Source organism: Ferrimonas sp., from assembly GCF_048263965.1.
Taxonomy (GTDB): domain Bacteria; phylum Pseudomonadota; class Gammaproteobacteria; order Enterobacterales; family Shewanellaceae; genus Ferrimonas.
The window spans coordinates 290,837-310,604 of the sequence record NZ_JBLXDO010000001.1; the positions used below are offsets into that span (position 1 = coordinate 290,837).

Here is a 19,768-nt window from a genome sequence, read left to right on the forward strand (position 1 = left end):
CTATTTCAAACAGCATTTATTTATTTTGTCAAATCTGTGTGAAGGAGTTTGTTCTTTATGAGTAAAGTAGATAGTCTGTCCTTTGAAAAGAAGCATGCTTATATTGCGATTTTTACTGCAATATTAACATCTTCCAGCCTTTTTTTGAATGTATATACAGACTATGTTGTAGAGAAATCCAAGAAAGAAGCTATTTCCGAGTTAAGAGGTGAGTTGGAAGTGATTCAAGCAACCAATAATCTATCAGAGCTTCTTATATTATACAACTATAACTCTAAGAATGCAGGAAATAAGAATTCAACACTATATTTGATTGAAAAAAATTTAGAAGACATAAAACATAATGGCGTGACTTATAATAGTGAAATCATGGACACGCTATTGCAATCATTTCTAGCTGACATGATAAAGAATGAGCACCACACTGGGATTGAACTTATATATGATGGGTTTCAAGATAGCTATATACATAATAATAAACTATTACTTATGCTTTCTAACTACTATCTCCAAAGGCTTGCTCAATTTACGTCAACATATAGAAATGAAAATGCTGTAAAAGTAAAAAGGAAAATAGAAGACCTTTCTATAAAGTTAGAAACTAAGGGTCTTGACGAGCAAGCGATAGCAATAAATTTGGTCAAAGAAAGTGTCATCTCTGAAGGTCATAATAATAATATTTCAAATTCCATATTAAAACTTAGATCCTATGATGATAAGTTTAAGTATAATTTTTTACTCTTTTTTGATGATTCTTGCACCATAGGAGATAGTCCACAAATGGTAGTTTGTCATGGTGTAATAAGTAAGTTTTTACATACATATCGTAAAGAAATTCATGAGTTAAGGTTATGATAAACAATATTTTTACTCTAGTATTTGCCTCCTTGATTTTTACTGCATCTTGTCTTGCCAATTCAGTAAGTCATGAGAGCTCTAAAATTGGATTGCTAGAGTTAATCTGTGAAAACCATAAGGTTAACAATGTATGTTTTTATGAAACATCATTCGACTTTGATCATGGAAATAATCCTATATTCAGGGATTATAGGTATCTGGAAAATGATTACAGAAATTATAGAAAGTCATTCGATCAGTTGTTGTATGAATTATACAGACCAATCTTGCGCGAACGCAAATTTAAGGGTTTTTGGGGGCAGTATGTATCTTTAACATTTAGCTTGGATACGCGGGAATTTGTAGTCGAGAACCTTGCTGTTAATTATGAAGAAGCAGAGAGTCATTCTCGTAAAAGTAATGCTATGGTCTTAAATATAGCCAATTGGGATATTGTGAAAAGAAAGGACTATAAGATTAAGAAAGAAGAATCTACACTTTCAAATGGCCAAAAAAAGCTTAGGCCGTCATTTTTAGCTAAACTGGATGAAATGAGTGACGGAATCAATGGTCATGAAGTGCAGCTTGAAAAAAACTTAACAATCTCTGTCGATGTTGAAGGTGATCTTCTAGCTTTTATCAAAGAGTCCTTTAAGGCTTTTTTAGATGAGAGGGTTGAAGAATGAATTATTTTATTCTTATTGAGCGCAACATTAAGTTAGTGTTTTTTTTAATTCTTCTTTTTGTTTTTCCCGCAGCTGCTTCAGAGATGGAAAGTGTTGAGCTTACCGGTGTCACTCCTTTAAATGTAAAGGAAAAGATTTTGTCACTTTCGGAGTTTAGGGAAAGTGCTGTCATTATTTTTTCTTCGAGGCCCTTTTTGTCAAAAGGGAAATTTAAAACAGTTAGGTTTTCAGTTAAAATAGATAAAGTTGCTACTAAGCACTCAAGAGTGTTTAGTGCTCTCAATAGCTCAAAGCTTAAAGGTTCAGAGAAAGTAGATAGATGTGAATCTCTAGTTTTGTTCACTGTCCGTAATGAAAGGGTAGGGAGTGTAAAAGAGCACTATAGTCAGTTTGTAGGAGAGAAAGATAAAAACAACTGCCTGATGGAAAGAAGTCGAGACTTAATATTTGAAGTATTTGCTGATGATATTGCCGCTTTATTTTCATCTACGATCTCAGAAGATTTGAGTTATGATGATTATGTTAAAGACTATACATTGGTAACTTTGCTTAAATCACGCAAAGACAATGGTAAAACAGTGATGAAAATAGATTTAGGTTCTTTGGATGGAGTTAAGTTTCGAGATAAGAAATATTTGTTAAAAGAACTTAGAACAGACTTGGGAAATGGTGAGGAGATAGTGGAGCATGTAAGGGTGTCTAATGTGTCATTTACTGATTCAATCTCTCCTCAAAACTCCTGGATTCTAATTGAAGGGAATCCAGAAGGGGTTGATCTTACTCGAGGAAATTATATGTTGGTTGATGATGATCCTAAAAATAATGAATATCCTATCTTGCAAAGTGTGGAGGTAAAGCCGAGCATTCTAAACTTATAACTTTTGATTCAAATAATCTCAAAGACTCGAAAGCGACAATGTCTATTCACAGTATACGAATAAAAAACTTACTTTCTTTCAATGACTCTATTATAGACGATATAAAAGACGTTAACTGTATTGTTGGGAAGAATAATGTTGGTAAATCTAATCTTTTGAAGTTGATTAGGTATTTTTACCTCAAACTCGAAGGCAAGAGGCAAATTCCACCTGAGTTATGCTCTAGATATAGTGGCCATGGTGAGATAACAATTAGATATAATACAACAAGAATTAAGAGTATTGTCACAGCTGGTTGAAATAATTCTCCATTCTTCAAACACATATACAATACCATATTTAAAGGTTATAGAAGAAGTTTGTTTTTTGGAATGCCTATGGGTAAAATTGAAGACTCATATTTGGATGTTACTTTGATGATCTTCAAAGATGATTCCATTGAGTGGTCAATTTCAGATCCAAAAGCACGAGAGTTGATTTCAATACTATATCCCTTTATTGATATTGAGACGCGGCATATTGACTTGTATGACTGGAATAGAGTGTGGAATCTCATTAGTCAGTTAAGTTCATTCAATATTAAGAAGTTATCAAACGATGATGTTGTAGAGTATCTTGATCAAAAGATAGCTAATGGTAGTGGTAATTATAAAGAGTATGTAGGTAAGGTAGAGGGAATTATAGATACGAAAAACTATTCATATAGGGATAGGGTTCTAAATTATATTAAAGTAGGATTGAAGGGGCATGACTTTTTAAACTTGGGTGAAGAATTAACTATCCAGTCGGATGGAACTAATTCACATAAGTATATTGAGATAATTCTCAAACTTTTAGTTGTTTTGACTAGGAGAGAGTATATAACTCCAACTATATATATAGATGAACCAGAAGTTGGACTTCACCCAAAGCTTAATGAAAACCTTCTCAAGACACTGAGTGACATATATCATAAGTATGAAAAGACTAAACCTGAAAAAGAAACTGGTAAATATGCGACGCCTTATCCAAAAATAATATTTGCCACACACTCACCTAACATATTGAAATATTCAGTTAAGTTGTTTAAAGATAAGCAGCAAGTTATTCATTTTTCTAAGGCGGATGGAGTTGGAACCAAAATAAATAAATTGAATTCTCACTATAGTGATAGAAGATTTCTAAACATATTTAGTGACAATGAAGCAAGATTATTTTTTAGTAATTTTATATTGTTTGTCGAAGGAGCCACAGAGCTCGAACTTTTCAGCAATGACAAGCTTTGTTCAAAATTTGATTTCTTAAATAAAATTGATATTTACGCTACAAATGATCTGGCGATAAAATATTTGAACCCTAGTTATTCTAATGCGGCAATACCTTTTTTGGTCTTAAATGACTTAGATGTTCTGGTTTCTTTTGATTACATTAACAAAAAACTTTTCTTGAAGAGTCAAAAATTCAATCTTGATTACTATAGAAAGAAATCCAAATTATCATATTTTTCACATGATGCTTTTAAAGATAAAAGTACGTTGAAGTTTATTTTCGATCATGATGGTAGGTCACTAGACTTTCTGAATGATGGAATAATGTTTGATAAGTTTTCGGTTGAACGTTATGTCAATGCAATAAACTCCTTACTGTCAAAGGATAATGTGCGACTTGTTAATACGACCATTGAAGGCCTACTCATTAATGTCGATTCAATAAAACTCTTTGAACGTTGGCTGTGCAATAAGCTAATTAATGAAATGAATTACTCTGAGAGGAACCCGAATCCTACTAGGCGCTTGACGGCATTGCATAGTGAAATTGTTTCGGGAAGAAAAGACTCTTCGGTTGTTTTAAATAAGATATTGTCTGAGCGCAATGATAATGTCCTTAGTGCGTCTGATAGCTTAATTCTTAAGAAGATAAAGATGCTCCACTTGAAAAAAGCAGCCATGAGAGTTAGTTCTTTTTCCAGAGATCCTAGGGTTAGAGTTAACTTTTATAGGGTAGTTTTTGAAGGTAAAACAGATACTCTTCTTAGCAGACATAATGATGCTTATCTGTCGACGGTAAGTAGTCGTTTTTCAAATTTGGTTAGATTATTTAGAACAGAGATTCTCTTATTTATGAGTGGGTGTATGGGGAAAACTGGAGGTTGGGTAACCGAATTTTTGGATTTTTCTATAGAGGAAATAAGCAAGGCTTCTACCGACTCTCGTGATTTTGAGAGAAAATTTAGTGTTGCTTTCAATGAATTACACAGTATACTGAAGAGGGTTTCTTCTTCGATAGAGTAGAGGGGTCTTTTGATCGGGTTTCTCTAAATTTTAGCGTACCCCTTTAGCCTCAGAATCTGCTAGCTGGCATCCGGTTGCCTAAATGTGCCCAAATGCCTTTAAGTGCTCACAGCGTGTAAAGATTGTACTTTGTGTCGGAGAAGAAACCCGGTTTATTTATGATGACAACTAAAAAGCTTACAAAGCAAGCTTTCATAAATGTTTTGAGTGATATTCCTGAGGATAGAATTATCCTTGGGGCGAACCCAATTCCAACAATTACTGTAGACATGACCAAGAATATAACACTTGGTTCTAAGAAGATTTTTTCAATTCGTCATCAAAAAGCACTGTCTAAATATCAGGAAAATATAAGTAAATCCATTCTTTGTAAAATAGAACTTAGTAATTCTGCTATTGCATATGTAAGAGGGAAGTCGTACTTAGACTTTCTTGAGCCTCATCGTCGTGGTTATCACTTTCTTAGGTTAGACATTAAATCTTTTTTTCATTCTATACGCGAGGACTTGGTTAAGGAAGTGATGTCTTCATATATATCAAATCAAGACTTCTATGGTAATGAGCAAAGTATTCTTGAAGCATTTGTAAACTTAGTAATGATGGACGTTAGCGAAGACTATCAAGCAAGAAACTTGTCCGGGAGAAAAATTTTACCTATTGAATTTAAGTCGTCCCCGGCTTTATCCAATATAGTTTTTAGAAAGTTTGACAACTTGATTCAGAACTTTTGTTCAAATAATGGCGTATCTTATACTAGGTATGCTGATGATATGCTTTTTTCTGCACCCGCAACCTCAAGTTTTGTTCATTCTGACAGATTTGAGAATGAAATGTCTTTTATTCTCAAATTGGGTGATTTCAAAATCAATCGAAGTAAAACGATTAAGTCATCTGGTAGAATTTCAATAAATGGTTATGTTATTGATGCTGCTCGTGAAGTTAATGAGTTGGCGTTTTTGAAGATTTCTAATAAGAAGACGGACTTGATATTGAAATTATTATATAAATTGGATCGGGGCGAGTGCTATAAAGCAATTATGAAAAAGCACTTCGGATTGTCAGTAAATAAAATTGGTTTAAAGTACCCTGTAGGAAAAAATAAGTTTACTAAACAGTATTATCACTCTCAAGTAATCAATGTATTAGCAGGTTATCGTTCCTATCTTATATCGTTTCTAAAATATAATGGAAGATTCTTCTGCTTAGATCCTAGTTGTGCACTAAAATTAGAGACCATATTGCAAAGGATAGAACGACACCTGCTTAAGATTCAATAACTCAATCTTGGGGGTAAACTTGAATGCTTGATCTACATAACCAATCGATTCTTTTTTAACCCCCGATACACGTTCTTGCAGAGCTTCGCCAAACGGGAGATGTCTCCCAGCTTGGGTGTTTCGCCGTGTTCCAACCGGGTTTCCCAGTCGCACAATTCCGTGTCCACCAGTTCCAACAGTTTCTTTGGGCAGCCTACGCAGGTGTCGCCACAGATCTCCGCTTCGGGCACGCCAAAGGGGAAGGCGTCCCGTACCTGTTCAATCAGTTGGGCCATGGCGGTGCGACAGTCGGGTTTCACTGTGGTTGCTGTACTCTGAAAACGAAAAGGCCCAGTCTCGTTGACTGGGCCTTTGTCGTCAATGCGTGGTTGGCGCTTAGGCCAGCTTGGGCAACATCGGCTTGAGGAAGCGGGCGGTGTGGGACTCTTTGTGAACCGCCACCTCTTCCGGGGTGCCGTACACCAGGATTTCGCCGCCGCCGGAGCCGCCTTCTGGGCCCAGGTCCACAATCCAGTCGGCAGTCTTGATGACGTCCAGGTTGTGCTCAATCACCACCACGGTGTTGCCGTGGTCGCGCAGGCGGTGCAGTACGTCCAGCAGCAGCTGGATGTCCTGGAAGTGCAGGCCGGTGGTGGGCTCATCCAGAATATACAGGGTCTTGCCGGTGTCGCGTTTGGACAGTTCCCGGGCCAGTTTCACCCGCTGGGCTTCACCGCCGGAGAGGGTGGTAGCCGACTGACCCAGGCGGATGTAGGACAGGCCCACGTCCATCAAGGTCTGCAGCTTGCGGGCGATGGCGGGTACCGGGTCGAAGAACTCGCGGGCTTCCTCTACGGTCATTTCCAGCACCTGGTTGATGTTCTTGCCCTTGTAGTGCACCTCCAGGGTCTCGCGGTTGTAGCGCTTGCCCTTGCACTGGTCGCAGGGCACGTACACGTCCGGTAGGAAGTGCATCTCTACCTTGATCACCCCATCTCCCTGACACGCCTCGCAGCGGCCTCCGCGGACGTTGAAGGAGAAACGTCCTGGCTTGTAGCCACGGGAGCGGGCCTCGTGGGTGCCGGAGAACAGCTCCCGGATGGGGGTAAAGATGCCGGTGTAGGTGGCTGGGTTGGAGCGTGGGGTGCGACCGATGGGGCTCTGGTCGATGTCCACCACCTTGTCGCAGTTGTTCAGTCCCTTGATGGCGGTGTAAGGCGCCGGTTCTTCCACGGTGGCACCGTTGAGTTCCTTGTGGGCAATCTTGTAGAAGGTGTCGTTGATCAGGGTGGACTTGCCTGAGCCGGACACGCCGGTGACGCAGGTCATCAGGCCACAGGGGATGGTCAGATCCACGTTCTTCAGGTTGTTGCCTCGGGCGCCGGTCAGCTCGATGACCTTCTTGGCGTCGTAGGGGGTACGCTCCTCGGGCACGGCAATCTGTTTCTTGCCAGACAGGTACTGGCCGGTGAGTGAGTCCTTACTATTGCAGATCGCCTTGTAGTCGCCCTGGGCCACCACCTGGCCGCCATGCACCCCGGCACCAGGGCCAATGTCCACGATGTGGTCGGCGGTGCGGATGGCGTCCTCGTCGTGTTCTACCACGATCACCGTGTTGCCCAGATCCCGCAGGTGGGTGAGGGTGGCCAGCAGTCGTTCGTTGTCCCGCTGGTGCAGACCGATGGAGGGCTCATCCAGCACGTACATTACCCCCACCAGGCCGGCGCCAATCTGGCTGGCCAGGCGGATACGCTGGGCTTCGCCGCCGGAGAGGGTTTCGGCGGAACGGGACAGGGTCAGGTAGTTCAGGCCCACGTTCACCAGGAAGCCCAAACGGTCGTTGATCTCCTTGAGCACCTTCTCGGCAATCTGTGCCCGCTGGCCCTGCAGTTCGATGCTGCTGAACCATTCCAGCGCCTGGCCGATGGACCACTCCGACAGAATCGGCAGGTTGATCTCCTCGATGAACACATTGCGCGCCTCTTCCCTCAGGCGGGAGCCATCACAGCTGCGGCACTTGGTGGTGCTGATGTACTTGGTCAGCTCCTCGCGCACTGAGTTGGATTCGGTCTCCTTGTAGCGGCGGTTCATGTTGTTGAGGATCCCCTCGAAGGGGTGATTGCGGGTGACCACATCGCCGCGGTCGTTGACGTACTTGAAGGCGATGCTGGTGCGGCCGGAGCCATTAAGAATCACGTCCCGCGCTTTCTTGGGCAGATCTTCGAAGGGTTCGTCCAGGTCGAACTTGTAGTGCTCCGCCAGGGACTTGAGCATCTGGTAGTAATAGAAGTTGCGCTTGTCCCAGCCCCGAATGGCGCCCTCGGCCAGAGAGGCGGTGGGGTTAGTGACCACTCGCTGCTCGTCGAAGAACTGCTGAACCCCCAGGCCGTCACAGCTGGTGCAGGCCCCGGCGGGGTTGTTGAAGGAGAAGATCCGCGGTTCCAGCTCGGCCATGGCGTAGCCACAGATGGGGCAGGCGAAGTTGGCGGAGAACACCAGCGGCTCGGCATCGGCGTCGTCCATGGCCGCCACTTTTACTACGCCGCCGGACAGCTCCAGGGCGGTTTCGAAAGACTCGGCCAGACGTTGGGCCAGGTCCGGGCGCACCTTGAAGCGGTCGATCACCACTTCGATGTCGTGTTTGACGTGCAGTTCCAGCGGCGGTGGATCGGACAGGTCGCACACCTCGCCGTCGATGCGGGCACGGATGTAGCCCTGGGCCGCCAGACCCTCCAGCAGCTTGGTGTGTTCGCCCTTACGTCCCTGCACCACGGGGGCCAGCAGCATCTGTTTGCTGCCTTCGGGCAGGCTCAGCACCTTATCCACCATCTGGCTGACGGTCTGGGCCGCCAGAGGCTGGCCGTGAGTGGGGCAACGGGGCTCGCCCACCCGGGCAAACAGCAGACGCAGGTAGTCATACACCTCGGTGATGGTGCCCACGGTGGAACGCGGGTTGTGGGAGGTGGATTTCTGCTCGATGGAGATCGCCGGGGACAGGCCCTCGATGTGGTCCACGTCCGGCTTCTCCATCAGCGACAGGAACTGACGAGCGTAGGCGGAGAGGGATTCCACGTAGCGCCGCTGACCCTCGGCATACAGGGTGTCGAACGCCAGAGACGACTTACCTGAGCCGGACAGGCCGGTAATCACAATCAGTTGGTCTCGGGGTAGGGTCAGGGAGATGTTTTTCAGGTTGTGGGTGCGGGCGCCGCGAACGTCAATCTGATCCATGATGCTGCCGGTTGGAAAAAGAATTTGAGCAGTATCGCATATTCTCTATTCGCAGGGCACTTCAAGGAAATCGATGGTCTTAATCTGCATTGTAAAGGCGTGTTTTCGGAAGAGTGGGACAATCAGTGCCGAATCGACCCTGTGAAGGTGACGAAGCTCTGGTAAACTGTCGCCCCTCTGGCGCCGATAAAAACAACGATTTTGAGGAAGTAGATTGTGAGTAATGGGTTAAACCCAACAGAACGCAGAGCGGCCTTTACCCTGGCCAGTGTGTATGGGCTGCGGATGTTTGGTCTGTTCCTGATCATGCCGGTGCTGGCGATCTACGGCCAGCACTTGGAAGGCTTCTCCCCCATGTGGGTGGGTCTGGCCATCGGTGGCTATGGCCTGACTCAGGCGCTGCTGCAGATCCCGGCGGGGATGCTGTCCGACAAGATTGGCCGCAAGCCGGTGATCACCATAGGTTTGATCCTGTTTATCCTCGGCAGTCTGGTGGCCGGTATGGCGGAGTCGATTCAGATGGTGACCGTTGGCCGTGCCTTGCAAGGTATGGGGGCGGTGGCCTCGGCGGTACTGGCTCTGGCCTCGGATCTGACTCGTGAAGAGCAGCGCCCCAAGGTAATGGCGGTGATTGGCTCCTTTATCGGTCTGGCCTTTGCCATCAGCCTGGTGGCTGGACCGGCGCTGGCTGATACCATGGGGCTCTCCGGTCTGTTCTACCTGACCGCAGTACTGGCCTCTGCCGCCCTGCTGGTGGTTCACGGCCTGGTACCCAATGCGGTGCGTCAGGCCCCCACCGGCGATGTGGTGGCGGTGCCCAAGCGCTTCCTGAAGATGCTCAAACATGGCCAGCTGGTACGTCTGGACATCAGCATCTTTGCCCTGCACTTCATCATGTGCGCCCTGTTCGTGGCTCTGCCCATCGCCGTGGTCGACAGCGGCCTGGAAGCCACCTCTCACTGGCAGCTGTATCTGCCCGCTCTGCTGTTCTCCTTCGTGCTGATGGCACCGATGATCATCTACTCGGTGCGCAAGCAGGACAGCCGCCGCCCCTTCCTGATGGCGATGCTGCTGCTGGCTGCGTCCATGCTGATCATGGCCTCTGCCCACCACAACCTGTGGGTGCTGGGTGTGGCCACCCTGGTGTTCTTTACCGGCTTCAACTACCTCGAAGCGTCCCTGCCCACGTTGATCTCCCGCCTGAGTCCCGCCGGAGACAAGGGCTCCGCCATGGGGATCTACTCCACCAGCCAGTTTATGGGTGCCTTCTTCGGGGGTTCCATCGGCGGTGGCATGTACACCATCTTCGGTGCCGAGGGAGTGTTCCTGGTGTGTGCAGGCTTGACCCTTATTTGGTTTATCCCCATGCTGGGACTGAAAAATCCCAAGTCCGTCAAGAGCATTACCATGGATGCTCATATCAATGACGACGCCCACGCTCAGGCGCTGGCCGGCAGGTTGCTGACTCTGGCCGGTGTTGCCGAGGTGACCCTGATCCTGGATCAGCAGGCCGCCTATCTGAAAGTGGAGTCTGAGTTCGATATCGAGCAGGCCAGGCAGGTGCTGGCGGGCTGAATCAGGTCAACTCGGAGGACAATATGGTCAGAGGTTTGCTCCTGGCGCTGCTGTGCTGGGCGAGTGCAGTATCGGCGGCTCAAAAGGTGGATCACCTGAGCGTCAACCAGGTGGTGTCACGATCCAATGAGCCCCTCAATCTGACCATGAACGTCGTCGGCGATCCCTTCGTGGTGCAGCAGTTGCGTTTCTACCTGCTGCAGAATGGCAATCGCTACCCACTGGCGCGGCAGATGGACGGTGATTTCCTTATTCATCTTCGCTCACAAGTGCCTGCCCGTGGCTCCCGCATTCAGGTGGTGGTCACCAGCCTGTTTCAGGATGAACCGGACAAGCTGATCTACTTCAATATCGACCTGGAGCCCGCCTCCGGCGGCTTGCCCACGGTGACACGCAAGGTGGCCCAGGATGCCTCTGTGGCCAAGGCTACCGAGGTGGCACCCAAGCCGCCAAAACCCCGCAAGCAGGAGCTTAAGCTGTGCCCCATGGAGGGTCGCACCTTCTGGAGTATGGCCAGGGATACGGCGCCGGCTCTGGGAGTGGGTCACTATGGCGCGATGCTGGCGTTTTTCCAGACCAATCCCGAGTGTTTCCCCGGCGGAAATCCCAATCAATTGATCTGCAAAGAGCTCAGGTGTCCAGACCCCGATTCTCTGCGGGAGTGGCAGGATGAAGCCGCAGCCAAGGCTCGCTTCAAGGAGCTGATGAAAGCCTCTGGCAAGTGATGATCCCGGCCCTGTGCTGTGGTACCCTTTGCCGATTACAACAAGTTCAACATTGGAGACAACGATGGCCAGCCGTGGCGTCAATAAAGTGATTCTCGTTGGTAACCTGGGACAGGATCCCGAGGTTCGTTATATGCCAAACGGTAATGCCGTGGCGAACATCACCGTAGCAACCAGTGAAACCTGGAAAGACCAGCAGGGTCAGCAGCAGGAGCGTACTGAGTGGCACCGTGTTGTTATGTTCCGTCGTCTGGCCGAGATCGCCGGTGAGTACCTGCGCAAGGGCTCCAAGGTTTATCTGGAAGGCAAACTGCAGACTCGTAAGTGGCAGGACAACAACGGCCAGGACCGTTACACCACCGAAGTGGTTGCGGAAGAGATGCAGATGCTGGATTCCCGTGGTGGCCAGCAAGGCGGCGGTTTCCAGGGTGGCCAGCAAAGCGGTGGTTTCCAGGGCGGCCAGCAAAGCGGTGGTTTCCAGGGTGGCCAGCAAAGCGGTGGTTTCCAAGGTGGCCAGCAAAGTGGCGGCTTCCAGGGTGGCCAGCAGCAGGGTGGTGGCTACGGCCAGCAGCAGTCTGCTTCTCGTCAGGCAGCGCCTCAGCAGAAGCCTGCCGCTGCAGCGCCTCAGCAAAAGCCTGCCGCGCCTCAGCAGCAGAACCAGCAGCAGAGCTACACTCCGGATCTGGACGACGGTTGGGACGACGATATCCCGTTCTAAAACCGGCCCGGTTTCCCAGCGAATATCAAAAAGCCCCGTCACTGACGGGGCTTTTTCGTTGCGGCATTTAATCCCAGAGCTTGCTGATGCCCCAGGCGGCTGCGGCAATCAGTGCCACCGGAGCCGCGGCGGTTACTACGGCTCCGGTGGCCATGCCCCCTCCCAGCAAGCCTCCTGCGGTGGCCATGCCGGAGGAGATGGCGGCAGCACCTGAGGTGCCGGCAGCGCCCAGAGTTGAGGCTACCGCGGCGCCGGTGGTTCCGGCGGTGGCCGACATGATGGTGGCGGCGGAGCCCCCGGCGACGGCGGAAGCGGTAGAGGCTGCGGTGCCCGCGGTGGCGGTGACGCCCGCGGCGCCAATAACGGATGATGGTTTCGACATAAGAGTTCCTCTTTGAGTCTCGGTGGCATTAACAGGACATGGCTTCCATACGGCGCAACTGGCTCCGTAGGTTGAGATAGGCGCGGCGATCACTGGGGGTTGCCGGAATGACGGCGACTTTGCCCCAGGGGGTGATCAGCTTGCCGTGCTTGCGCCCCTTTCTGAAGGTCCAGCCCTTGGCGATGAACTGTTTCACCAGGGCGGCGATGCTGGGTTCTCTGCTGTATTTCATCTGGTGCTCCAAGGGCTGACTAAACCGATGAAATAAGAATAAAATTGCCGCAGTAATCCAGAAAGGTACAATTGGGGTGTACCAAAATAGGAAGTTGTTGCTATGCCGAGAGTCGACCGCAGGGCCATGGGGGTCCATCATGCCTTGGATCTGATGGTGTCAGCTCAGATCCGCCTGTCACCGGAGCGGGATCCGGATCGCTATGCCTGGCTTCTAAAACTCACAGATCGACTGGAGCAGAAGCTGCAAGCGCAGCCGGGCAATCATCGGCCCTATCTGGCCCACTATGTACTGTGTTTGTTCCAAACCGAGGCCTGCGAGCTGCATGGGAAAGCGGAGGATTGGCGGTGCTTTATGACCGCAAACGCCGCGGGCAGCACCGGGATTGATGCGCAGAAGATCAACGCTTACCAGGAGTACAATGCCGATTTCCGCCGCGCCTTGGTGCGCAGCCTGCTGCAAGCGCTCACCGAGAGAATCGGGCTGGATTTTTCCCTGGTTGAAACCCTGTGCGGCGAGTTGTTGGACGACCCTGAACTCAAGCCTGCAGAGGTGCCACCAAAGTACCTGTTGGACTTGGTGATGAACGCTTACCTGGTCTCAGACCCATTTGCGCCCCTGAAGCTGCTCAGCTTTGGTGTTAGTGAGGGCTTTCTTCGCACCGAGGCCGTTCAATGTCGCGATGACGTGCCGGACCATTTTGCCCAGCCGATAATCCGGTTGGCCTTATGGCGGGAGTTCCTGACTGTGGCCCATAAGGTGTGGGAGACCGAGTTTCGTCGTGGCATCAGGGAGGAGACTATCGATCTTGATTCTGAGTTGTTGATTGATGGTGAGCCCGTACCGCTCAGGCACGCCAGTCGCAAGCTGACCGTCGACATGGCATTGATGGAAACATCCGCAGGTCAGCGGCTGATACGCTCCCTGTTTAACGGACCGGAAAGCTCTGCCATGGCTGTGGCTCCAATGAGTAGTATGGAACCCTCACGCCAGTCGTTGGCTAAGCTACTGGAGTACGTTGCCTCAGATCGAACCCGGCAGTTGTTTGTAGACGACCAGGGGCGGGAATATCGCTTCGGCAAGATGCTTTCCATGACCTGTGCCCTGCAGTTTCATCTGTTTCTCTTCGGCCAACAGGACAGATTGAATCTGCCGATCTTCTCCGGAGGGGATGACCAGAAGGCGAGCATGGCCACCGAGTTGTCCAACAGGCTGAGACAGAAGTTTGGCATCAGCGTCAGTGCCAAGACGCTTTATCAGACCCACAAGGGCGATCGCGAGGGTCTGTATCCGACGCTGTGGCGTCAGTGGCAGATCTTTGCACTGGTGCACTCACTGAATGTGGCCAATTGGTATGAGCACCAGTGTTATTGCAGTTGCATTCAGGAGAGGGTGGCGCAACTGTCCCATCGTCGCGCCTGAGTCAGCTGCCGGAATGGGAAGCCTCTGTTCAGGTTGTTGTCTTTTCTGGGAATCTGCGGAGTGGATCTCAAAATCAACAGTTAACATGGCGTATCGTAATGATAACCATTGTTATTCGCATTGTCCGAATATAACCTTTGCTGGTCGCTTTTCTATCTCAGGTTAGGTGACATGGAACACTCCCTGCTGAGTCCTGGTGCCCTATTGGTCGGGCGCCTGCTCCCCCTTAACGCGGACTGCCTGCCGCCGATGGGGTGACTGCTGAGCGGGAATTGCATATATCCCTTTCACATTTGCCTGTTTGTTGAAAGAGACGCGCAGCTGGGGAGTGTTCCCCTCTCTTTTTCAGTTAGATTCTCCCTGTACACCTTTTGGTGACCATTCGAGCCTACCCTTAGAGGCGGCGGCCCGCTCAACTGGGCCGCACTTTCTCTGAACAGGAGGGGATCCTATGGATGTACTTTACAAGGCAAGCGTAACGACGACCGGTGGCCGGGACGGCCATGCACGCTCCAGTGACGGGCTGCTGGAGCTGGCTCTGGCGACGCCCAAAGAGCTTGGAGGTGGCGGAGGTGATGCCACCAACCCCGAACAGCTGTTTGCAGCAGGCTACTCAGCTTGTTTTATCGGGGCGCTTAAGTTTGTCGGCGGTCAGGAGGGGATGGAGATCCCGGCAGACACCAGCATACGCGCCGAGGTGGGAATAGGGCAGATCCCCGGAGGCTTCGGTCTGGATATCGACCTGCATATTCACCTTCCCGGCTTGGATCAGGGAGCGGCAGATTCTCTTACCGAAAAGGCCCATCAGGTGTGCCCTTACTCCAATGCGACCCGGGGTAACGTGGAGGTCAGATTGCACGTTTCCGTCTAATCGCGGGCTCAAAAGATTAAAGGGGCCGTTTCACAGGGACGATCTTCTTGTTTAACGGCTCTAATTTCTGGCTTCAAGAGCGACACTTTTCCTTACATATGAGTAGGGATTCTCGCCACATTGCGGTAACTTAGGCAAAAACGAGCGGAGCTCTGCCTTTCCCGCTCTGAGCCAAAGACAGTAATAAAGTGATTAAGCCCGACAACATAAGATCGGGCCTGACAGGGGCGTCAATGACAACAACCAGGGAACAGACCCAACGACTGCTCTCCTTTTGGGTAGCTTCACTGAGCATCGTGGTATTCGCGCTGATGGTCAGTGCGTGGACCGCGGCGTTTTCCCATGCCAATCGCAATCAGCAACAGAATGTCGAGGCCCTGGCCGCGACTATGGAGCGTCAGTTCTTCCGTACTTCCGATCTGTCCGCCCTGGACCGTTGGTTACCCGATCTGCTGGTGAGCTACGAATTTTCGCGCTTCCGTCTTGAGCGGGATGGCAACGATCTTTATCACTGGCAGGCCCCCTATCCGTTACAGCGTCATCAGAGCCACTTTGAGATGCGCCTCTCCAATGACGTGAGCATGAAGGTGGTGATGCCGGCACCACAGATCCTGATGGGGTTCAGTGCCCGGGAATGGGTGGTGATAGCGGCGGGGCTGCTGGCATCCCTGGCCATGGTGCTTATCGGCTACTTCTGGCTGACCCGGGAGATGAATGGCGTCGAACTGCTGGCGGCTCGGGGAAGGCGCATTCTCGACGGAGAGTGGAGCGCCGCTGCCAAACGCAACAGGGCGGAACGCCCCATCAGTGTGGCTAAAGCAATGAGTCGCCTGCATCGTGCCTGGCAGGAGGAGAGGGCCGCAAAGCGCAAACTGGACCACTTCATTCGGGCTAACACCTTCCTGGATGCCGAGCTGGGGATTGGTAACCGCTCCTTCTTCGAGCACAGGTTGCAGGCCCAGGCGGAGGGTGAGGAGATCACCCAGCAGGGGATGGTGGCCCTGCTGCAGTTTACCGGCCTCGAAGGATTGCCGGTGATGGAGCGCAAGAAGGTGAAGCGCCAATTCATCGAATTGGCGCGTCCGCTGATTGCAGAACACTTCGATACGGTGTTTGCCAGCCGGAACTCTCTTGAGCTGGCACTGATGGTGCCGCAGCTTCCCTTGAAAGAGTGTGAGGGGCTGGTGTCCAAACTGATGAAGTGCGTCGAGATGATCACCCTGCCCAAGGGGGTGTACCGGGATGAGCTTATCTACATCGGCGTCGCCTATTACAACCGGGGCGATACCCCGGATCAGGTGCTCAGAGAGGCGGAGATGGCGTTGAAAGCCGCACTGCTTCAGGGAGAGAGTGGCTGGTTCATGTACGACAAGGGGGCGGTGGACCGGGAGCTGGCCCAGGGGTCGGTGCGCTGGCGCAGCATGATTGAAAACGCCCTGGCCAGAGATGGGCTGGTGCTGTTTATGGCACCGGTGCTGACCCAGAAGGGGGACCTGACCCACCTGGAGGTGTTCAGTCGTATGCGCTCTCCTCAGGGCGAGTTGCTGAGGGCCACCCTGTACCGCACCATGGCCTGGCGCTGTGGCCTTATTCCCCAGATTGAACTGCGGTTGGTGGAGATCGCCCTGCGCAAGCTGAGAGATCACGACTGGCCGGTGCGGGTGTCCCTGAACATCTCTGCAGAGTCCCTGCTTCACGAACGCTTCATCAAAAGGTTGAAGATGCTGCTGGCCAGCTACAGCAGTCGTCGTCAGCAGCTGATTCTGGAAATCAATGAAAGGGAGTTGGTGGCCCAGGCCGATCAGCTGGAGAAGCCTCTGAGTCAGCTGAAATCGGTGGACTGCCTGCTGGCGGTGGACGGAGTGGGTCAGTCGGTGGAGGAGCTGGACTATGTGGAGCGGTTTGGTGTGGACTTGATCAAACTTCACAACAGTCTTGCCCAGAAAGTTCATCTTCGTCCGGAGAATCAATTGTATATCGGCAGTGTCGTGAAAAGTCTCGAGCAGGCCAAGGTGATCATTTTGGCAGAGGGGGTAGAGCTGGAGGAGGAGCGACAGCGTTTGGAAGATCTTGATGTGGTTGGATATCAGGGCGCCCTGGCCGGAAAAGCCAGTGATAATCTGGATGTATTGAAGCAGATGTTCTGATTTTTTGACGCTGGCGTATTTCTGACGAGTGTGATGGTTAGCATAAGGTCTTGTGATACTATTGCCGCATATGCATTTATACTGAAAGCGTAGCTAAATAATCTAATTCAAATAATCTTCAACTGGCGGGTTTATGGGGATATTTTCCAATCGGTCTCAAGAGCCGATTTACATTGGTGGATATTTATCAGGCAATCTGTGCCATCTGGCCGCTAAGGAACTGCGTCTTTCTCCTGTGTCTGTTGAGAGTGCCGAAGGGTGGCGATCGGTACTGAATCAGCTGCCTAAAGGTCAGAAAACTTTCCGCTTACTGCTCTCTTCTGACTGCTACGAAGTGATCACCGTGGATCGCCCCAATGTGGACGACTCCGAATTGGTGGCCGCCCTCACCTGGTCGGTCAAAGACCTTTCCGCTACGCCCCTCGAGCATCAGCAGATCGATTACTTCGAGCTGAAGGTTCAGCCTGCCGGCCCCAAGAAGCTGCAGGTGGTGGTGGCAGACCGTCGCAAGATCCAGCCACTGGTGACCCTGCTCAATGGCCTCAAGGTGAGCATTGAGCTGATCACCATTGAGGAGATCGCCCTGACCAACCTGATGCCCAAGGATGACCGCCCCCATCTGATGTTGTGCCAGCTGAGGGAGAACCAGCTGAGCCTGCTGGTGTCCGTTGGCGGCGAATTTGTGCTTCAGCGCCACATTAATGGGGTGGTGTTTGCCGAGGAGCAGGATGAACTGACTCGCCAGATGCAGTTTGATTCCCTGACCCTGGAGCTTCAGCGCTCGCTGGATTACCTGGACCGTCAGCTGAGGATGTCCATGCCCTCCAGCATCTCCCTGTTGTTGCCCGTTGAGCTTCAGCAGTGGCTGGAGCCCCGGATTCAGACCCTGTTTGAGTTGCCGGTGGAGTCCATCGCCACTGTGGATCGGGATGTGGTGAATTGCATCGCCGCGGCGGTTCTGGAGGAGTCTCCGGAGGTGCAGGATGAAGCATAGAGTCAACCTATTCCGCGAAGACCTGCTGCCGGTTGAGCTTCGCCTGAGCTTCAACCGCATGCTGGCGGTTACCCTGGTCGCGCTGGTGGGCTTGGTGGGACTGACCGGGTGGCTCGGCTATGAGACCGGCCAGACTCAGAAGAGACTCACGGCGCTTCAGGGTCAGCAGAGTCAGGTCGAAGAGCAGATTAAAACTCTGACCACGGAACTGTCGACCCGGCAGCCGGATCAGCAACTGCTTCAGCAGGTAGACATACTGCAGCGTCAGCTGGAAGCGATGGATCTGCTGGCGGCGGAGCTGGATCGACGCAGCGTGATGGCCAATCCCGGTTTCTCCAATCTGATGCGGGACCTGGCCCAAAGCAGTGACCAACAGGTGTGGCTGCAGCGCTTCGGCGTGTCCGACAGCGGCATTCTGCTGCAGGGACTGGCACAGTCTCCGGCGGCAGTGCCCCAGTGGCTGGGTCAGCTGGGTCTTAAACCCTCTCTGCGTGGCCGCTCGCTGAGTCAGTTCAATATCAGTGGCAATGACTCCGGACCGGTGACGTTCACTGTTGGGCACCAGATTGAGACCGAGGAGGCTAAGCCATGAAGCAGCTGGATCGGTTGAGACAACAATTTGAGGCACTGACCTCCCGTGAGCGGGTGCTGGTCTTCGGTGCCCTGCAGGTGATGGTACTGGCCATCGGCCTGCTGATGGTGGCTGAGCCCATGTGGTTGAAGCTGCAGCAATTGCGCAGCTCAGTGACTCAGGTGGAAAACCAGCTTCCTCAGTTTCAGGCTCAGGTGCTGGAACTCAATGATCGCCTGACCCTGGACGTGAACGAAACCAGCCGCAGCAGGCTGCAGACGCTCTCTTCGGAGATTGAACAGGCCCAGGCGGCTCTGGGAGATAGGGTGATTGGCCTGATTCTGCCAGAGCAGATGCCCTCGGTATTGGCACAGATGCTGACCAGTGCCTCCGGCGTAGAGCTGGTGTCACTGGTATCGAACCCCTCGGAGCCTCTGGCGGCGGGCAGTTCTCTGTATCAGCATGGGCTGACCCTGAAGCTGAAAGGGGAGTTCTTCAGCCTGATGAAGGTATTGGCCAAGATGGAGTCTCTGCCTCAGCAGTTTTACTGGCAGAAAGTGGATTATCAGGTGGAGTCTTACCCCATAGCGGTGATGACTCTGGACATTTACACCCTCGGAACTGAGAAGGAGTTGATTCGTGTTGGTACGCGTCCTCGCACTGACTTTGAGCTTTTCTCTGGTCGCTGATATTCAGGCCGAGTCCCTGAGGGATCCCACTAAGCCACCCTCCTGGGCGGCTCAGGCCCCTCAGGCTGCGGCGCCGGTGGCGTCCAGTGGCCAGTTGCAGTCCATTCTGGTGTCCAAAGATAAGCGTGTCGCCATCATCGGTGGGCAATCCTTCGAAACGGGAGCCGCCCTGATGGGTTCAACAATAAAAAGAATTGAACGAGATGCAGTCTGGCTGGCGGATGGTCGCAAGCTGGTGCTGTTTCCCAAGCTAGGTGTCCAATTATGATAAGAATCAGGGAATC

Annotated in this window: 19 protein-coding genes and 1 pseudogene; 16 read left to right on the plus strand and 4 right to left on the minus strand. The window is 50.9% G+C overall.

Annotated elements, in window-relative coordinates; all coding sequences use genetic code 11:
- Positions 1 to 57: 57 nt before the first annotated feature.
- From ACN0RV_RS01350 to ACN0RV_RS01375, 6 genes and pseudogenes are all read left to right on the plus strand, one after another.
- On the plus strand, positions 58 to 855 hold the full coding sequence (locus ACN0RV_RS01350; protein ID WP_417344876.1) for a hypothetical protein: 798 nt from the start codon (positions 58 to 60) through the stop codon (positions 853 to 855).
- A complete protein-coding gene (locus ACN0RV_RS01355) occupies positions 852 to 1,523 on the plus strand; it encodes a hypothetical protein (RefSeq protein WP_417344878.1) in 672 nt (223 codons plus the stop codon). Before ACN0RV_RS01350 ends, ACN0RV_RS01355 begins: the two co-directional genes overlap by 4 nt.
- Positions 1,520 to 2,401: a hypothetical protein gene (locus ACN0RV_RS01360; protein ID WP_417344880.1), complete on the plus strand. Its 882-nt coding sequence runs from the start codon at positions 1,520 to 1,522 to the stop codon at positions 2,399 to 2,401. Before ACN0RV_RS01355 ends, ACN0RV_RS01360 begins: the two co-directional genes overlap by 4 nt.
- A 38-nt stretch (positions 2,402 to 2,439) precedes the next feature.
- Positions 2,440 to 2,700 carry an AAA family ATPase gene (locus tag ACN0RV_RS01365; RefSeq protein WP_417344882.1) on the plus strand — a complete coding sequence of 87 codons (261 nt, stop codon included), beginning with the start codon at positions 2,440 to 2,442 and terminating at the stop codon, positions 2,698 to 2,700.
- Positions 2,701 to 2,715: 15 nt separating this feature from the next.
- Positions 2,716 to 4,671: pseudogene (locus tag ACN0RV_RS01370) on the plus strand (retron Eco8 family effector endonuclease); the annotation flags it as partial.
- 131 nt (positions 4,672 to 4,802) lie between these two features.
- Positions 4,803 to 5,948, plus strand: a complete 1,146-nt coding sequence (locus ACN0RV_RS01375; RefSeq protein WP_417344884.1) for a reverse transcriptase family protein — start codon at positions 4,803 to 4,805, stop codon at positions 5,946 to 5,948.
- A 32-nt stretch (positions 5,949 to 5,980) separates the two neighbouring features.
- Here the strand turns inward: ACN0RV_RS01375 and ACN0RV_RS01380 are convergent, their stop codons facing one another.
- Both ACN0RV_RS01380 and uvrA read right to left on the minus strand, forming a co-directional pair.
- Positions 5,981 to 6,247, minus strand: coding sequence for a hypothetical protein (locus tag ACN0RV_RS01380; protein ID WP_417344885.1), 267 nt, complete (start codon positions 6,245 to 6,247; stop codon positions 5,981 to 5,983).
- A 76-nt stretch (positions 6,248 to 6,323) separates the two neighbouring features.
- A complete protein-coding gene (uvrA, locus tag ACN0RV_RS01385) occupies positions 6,324 to 9,158 on the minus strand; it encodes an excinuclease ABC subunit UvrA (RefSeq protein WP_417344886.1) in 2,835 nt (944 codons plus the stop codon).
- A gap of 213 nt (positions 9,159 to 9,371) precedes the next feature.
- On the opposite strand from uvrA, the gene ACN0RV_RS01390 reads away from it, so the two are divergent.
- The 3 genes from ACN0RV_RS01390 (at position 9,372) to ssb (ending at position 12,176) form a co-directional block, all read left to right on the plus strand.
- Positions 9,372 to 10,733 carry an MFS transporter gene (locus ACN0RV_RS01390; protein ID WP_417345384.1) on the plus strand — a complete coding sequence of 454 codons (1,362 nt, stop codon included), beginning with the start codon at positions 9,372 to 9,374 and terminating at the stop codon, positions 10,731 to 10,733.
- Between the two features lie 23 nt (positions 10,734 to 10,756).
- Positions 10,757 to 11,458: a FimV family protein gene (locus tag ACN0RV_RS01395; RefSeq protein WP_417344888.1), complete on the plus strand. Its 702-nt coding sequence runs from the start codon at positions 10,757 to 10,759 to the stop codon at positions 11,456 to 11,458.
- 64 nt (positions 11,459 to 11,522) lie between these two features.
- Entirely contained in the window at positions 11,523 to 12,176 is a 654-nt protein-coding gene (gene ssb / locus ACN0RV_RS01400) for a single-stranded DNA-binding protein (protein WP_417344890.1), read from the plus strand.
- Positions 12,177 to 12,243: 67 nt separating this feature from the next.
- On the opposite strand, the gene ACN0RV_RS01405 is transcribed toward ssb, so the two are convergent.
- Complete coding sequence (locus ACN0RV_RS01405; RefSeq protein WP_417344891.1) at positions 12,244 to 12,558, minus strand: hypothetical protein; 315 nt, start codon at positions 12,556 to 12,558, stop codon at positions 12,244 to 12,246.
- Between the two features lie 28 nt (positions 12,559 to 12,586).
- A complete protein-coding gene (locus ACN0RV_RS01410; RefSeq protein WP_417344893.1) occupies positions 12,587 to 12,790 on the minus strand; it encodes a hypothetical protein in 204 nt (67 codons plus the stop codon).
- Positions 12,791 to 12,892: 102 nt separating this feature from the next.
- Between ACN0RV_RS01410 and ACN0RV_RS01415 the strand changes: the two genes are divergently transcribed.
- The 7 genes from ACN0RV_RS01415 to ACN0RV_RS01445 all read left to right on the plus strand — a co-directional run bounded on the left by ACN0RV_RS01415 (position 12,893) and on the right by ACN0RV_RS01445 (position 19,752).
- Complete coding sequence (locus tag ACN0RV_RS01415) at positions 12,893 to 14,212, plus strand: hypothetical protein (RefSeq protein ID WP_417344895.1); 1,320 nt, start codon at positions 12,893 to 12,895, stop codon at positions 14,210 to 14,212.
- 451 nt (positions 14,213 to 14,663) lie between these two features.
- The gene (locus ACN0RV_RS01420) at positions 14,664 to 15,083 is read left to right on the plus strand and encodes an organic hydroperoxide resistance protein (protein WP_417344896.1); all 420 of its coding nucleotides are present in this window, start codon (positions 14,664 to 14,666) and stop codon (positions 15,081 to 15,083) included.
- A gap of 233 nt (positions 15,084 to 15,316) precedes the next feature.
- On the plus strand, positions 15,317 to 17,230 hold the full coding sequence (locus ACN0RV_RS01425; RefSeq protein WP_417344898.1) for an EAL domain-containing protein: 1,914 nt from the start codon (positions 15,317 to 15,319) through the stop codon (positions 17,228 to 17,230).
- Between the two features lie 235 nt (positions 17,231 to 17,465).
- Complete coding sequence (locus ACN0RV_RS01430; RefSeq protein WP_417344900.1) at positions 17,466 to 18,224, plus strand: hypothetical protein; 759 nt, start codon at positions 17,466 to 17,468, stop codon at positions 18,222 to 18,224.
- On the plus strand, positions 18,214 to 18,816 hold the full coding sequence (locus tag ACN0RV_RS01435; RefSeq protein ID WP_417344902.1) for a PilN domain-containing protein: 603 nt from the start codon (positions 18,214 to 18,216) through the stop codon (positions 18,814 to 18,816). The genes ACN0RV_RS01430 and ACN0RV_RS01435 overlap by 11 nt, the downstream gene beginning before the upstream one ends.
- Positions 18,813 to 19,484, plus strand: coding sequence for a type II secretion system protein GspM (gene gspM, locus ACN0RV_RS01440; protein ID WP_417344904.1), 672 nt, complete (start codon positions 18,813 to 18,815; stop codon positions 19,482 to 19,484). The genes ACN0RV_RS01435 and gspM overlap by 4 nt, the downstream gene beginning before the upstream one ends.
- Positions 19,435 to 19,752 (plus strand): hypothetical protein, encoded by a 318-nt coding sequence (locus tag ACN0RV_RS01445; protein ID WP_417344906.1) that lies wholly within the window; start codon positions 19,435 to 19,437, stop codon positions 19,750 to 19,752. The genes gspM and ACN0RV_RS01445 overlap by 50 nt, the downstream gene beginning before the upstream one ends.
- The last annotated feature ends 16 nt before the right edge of the window (positions 19,753 to 19,768 follow it).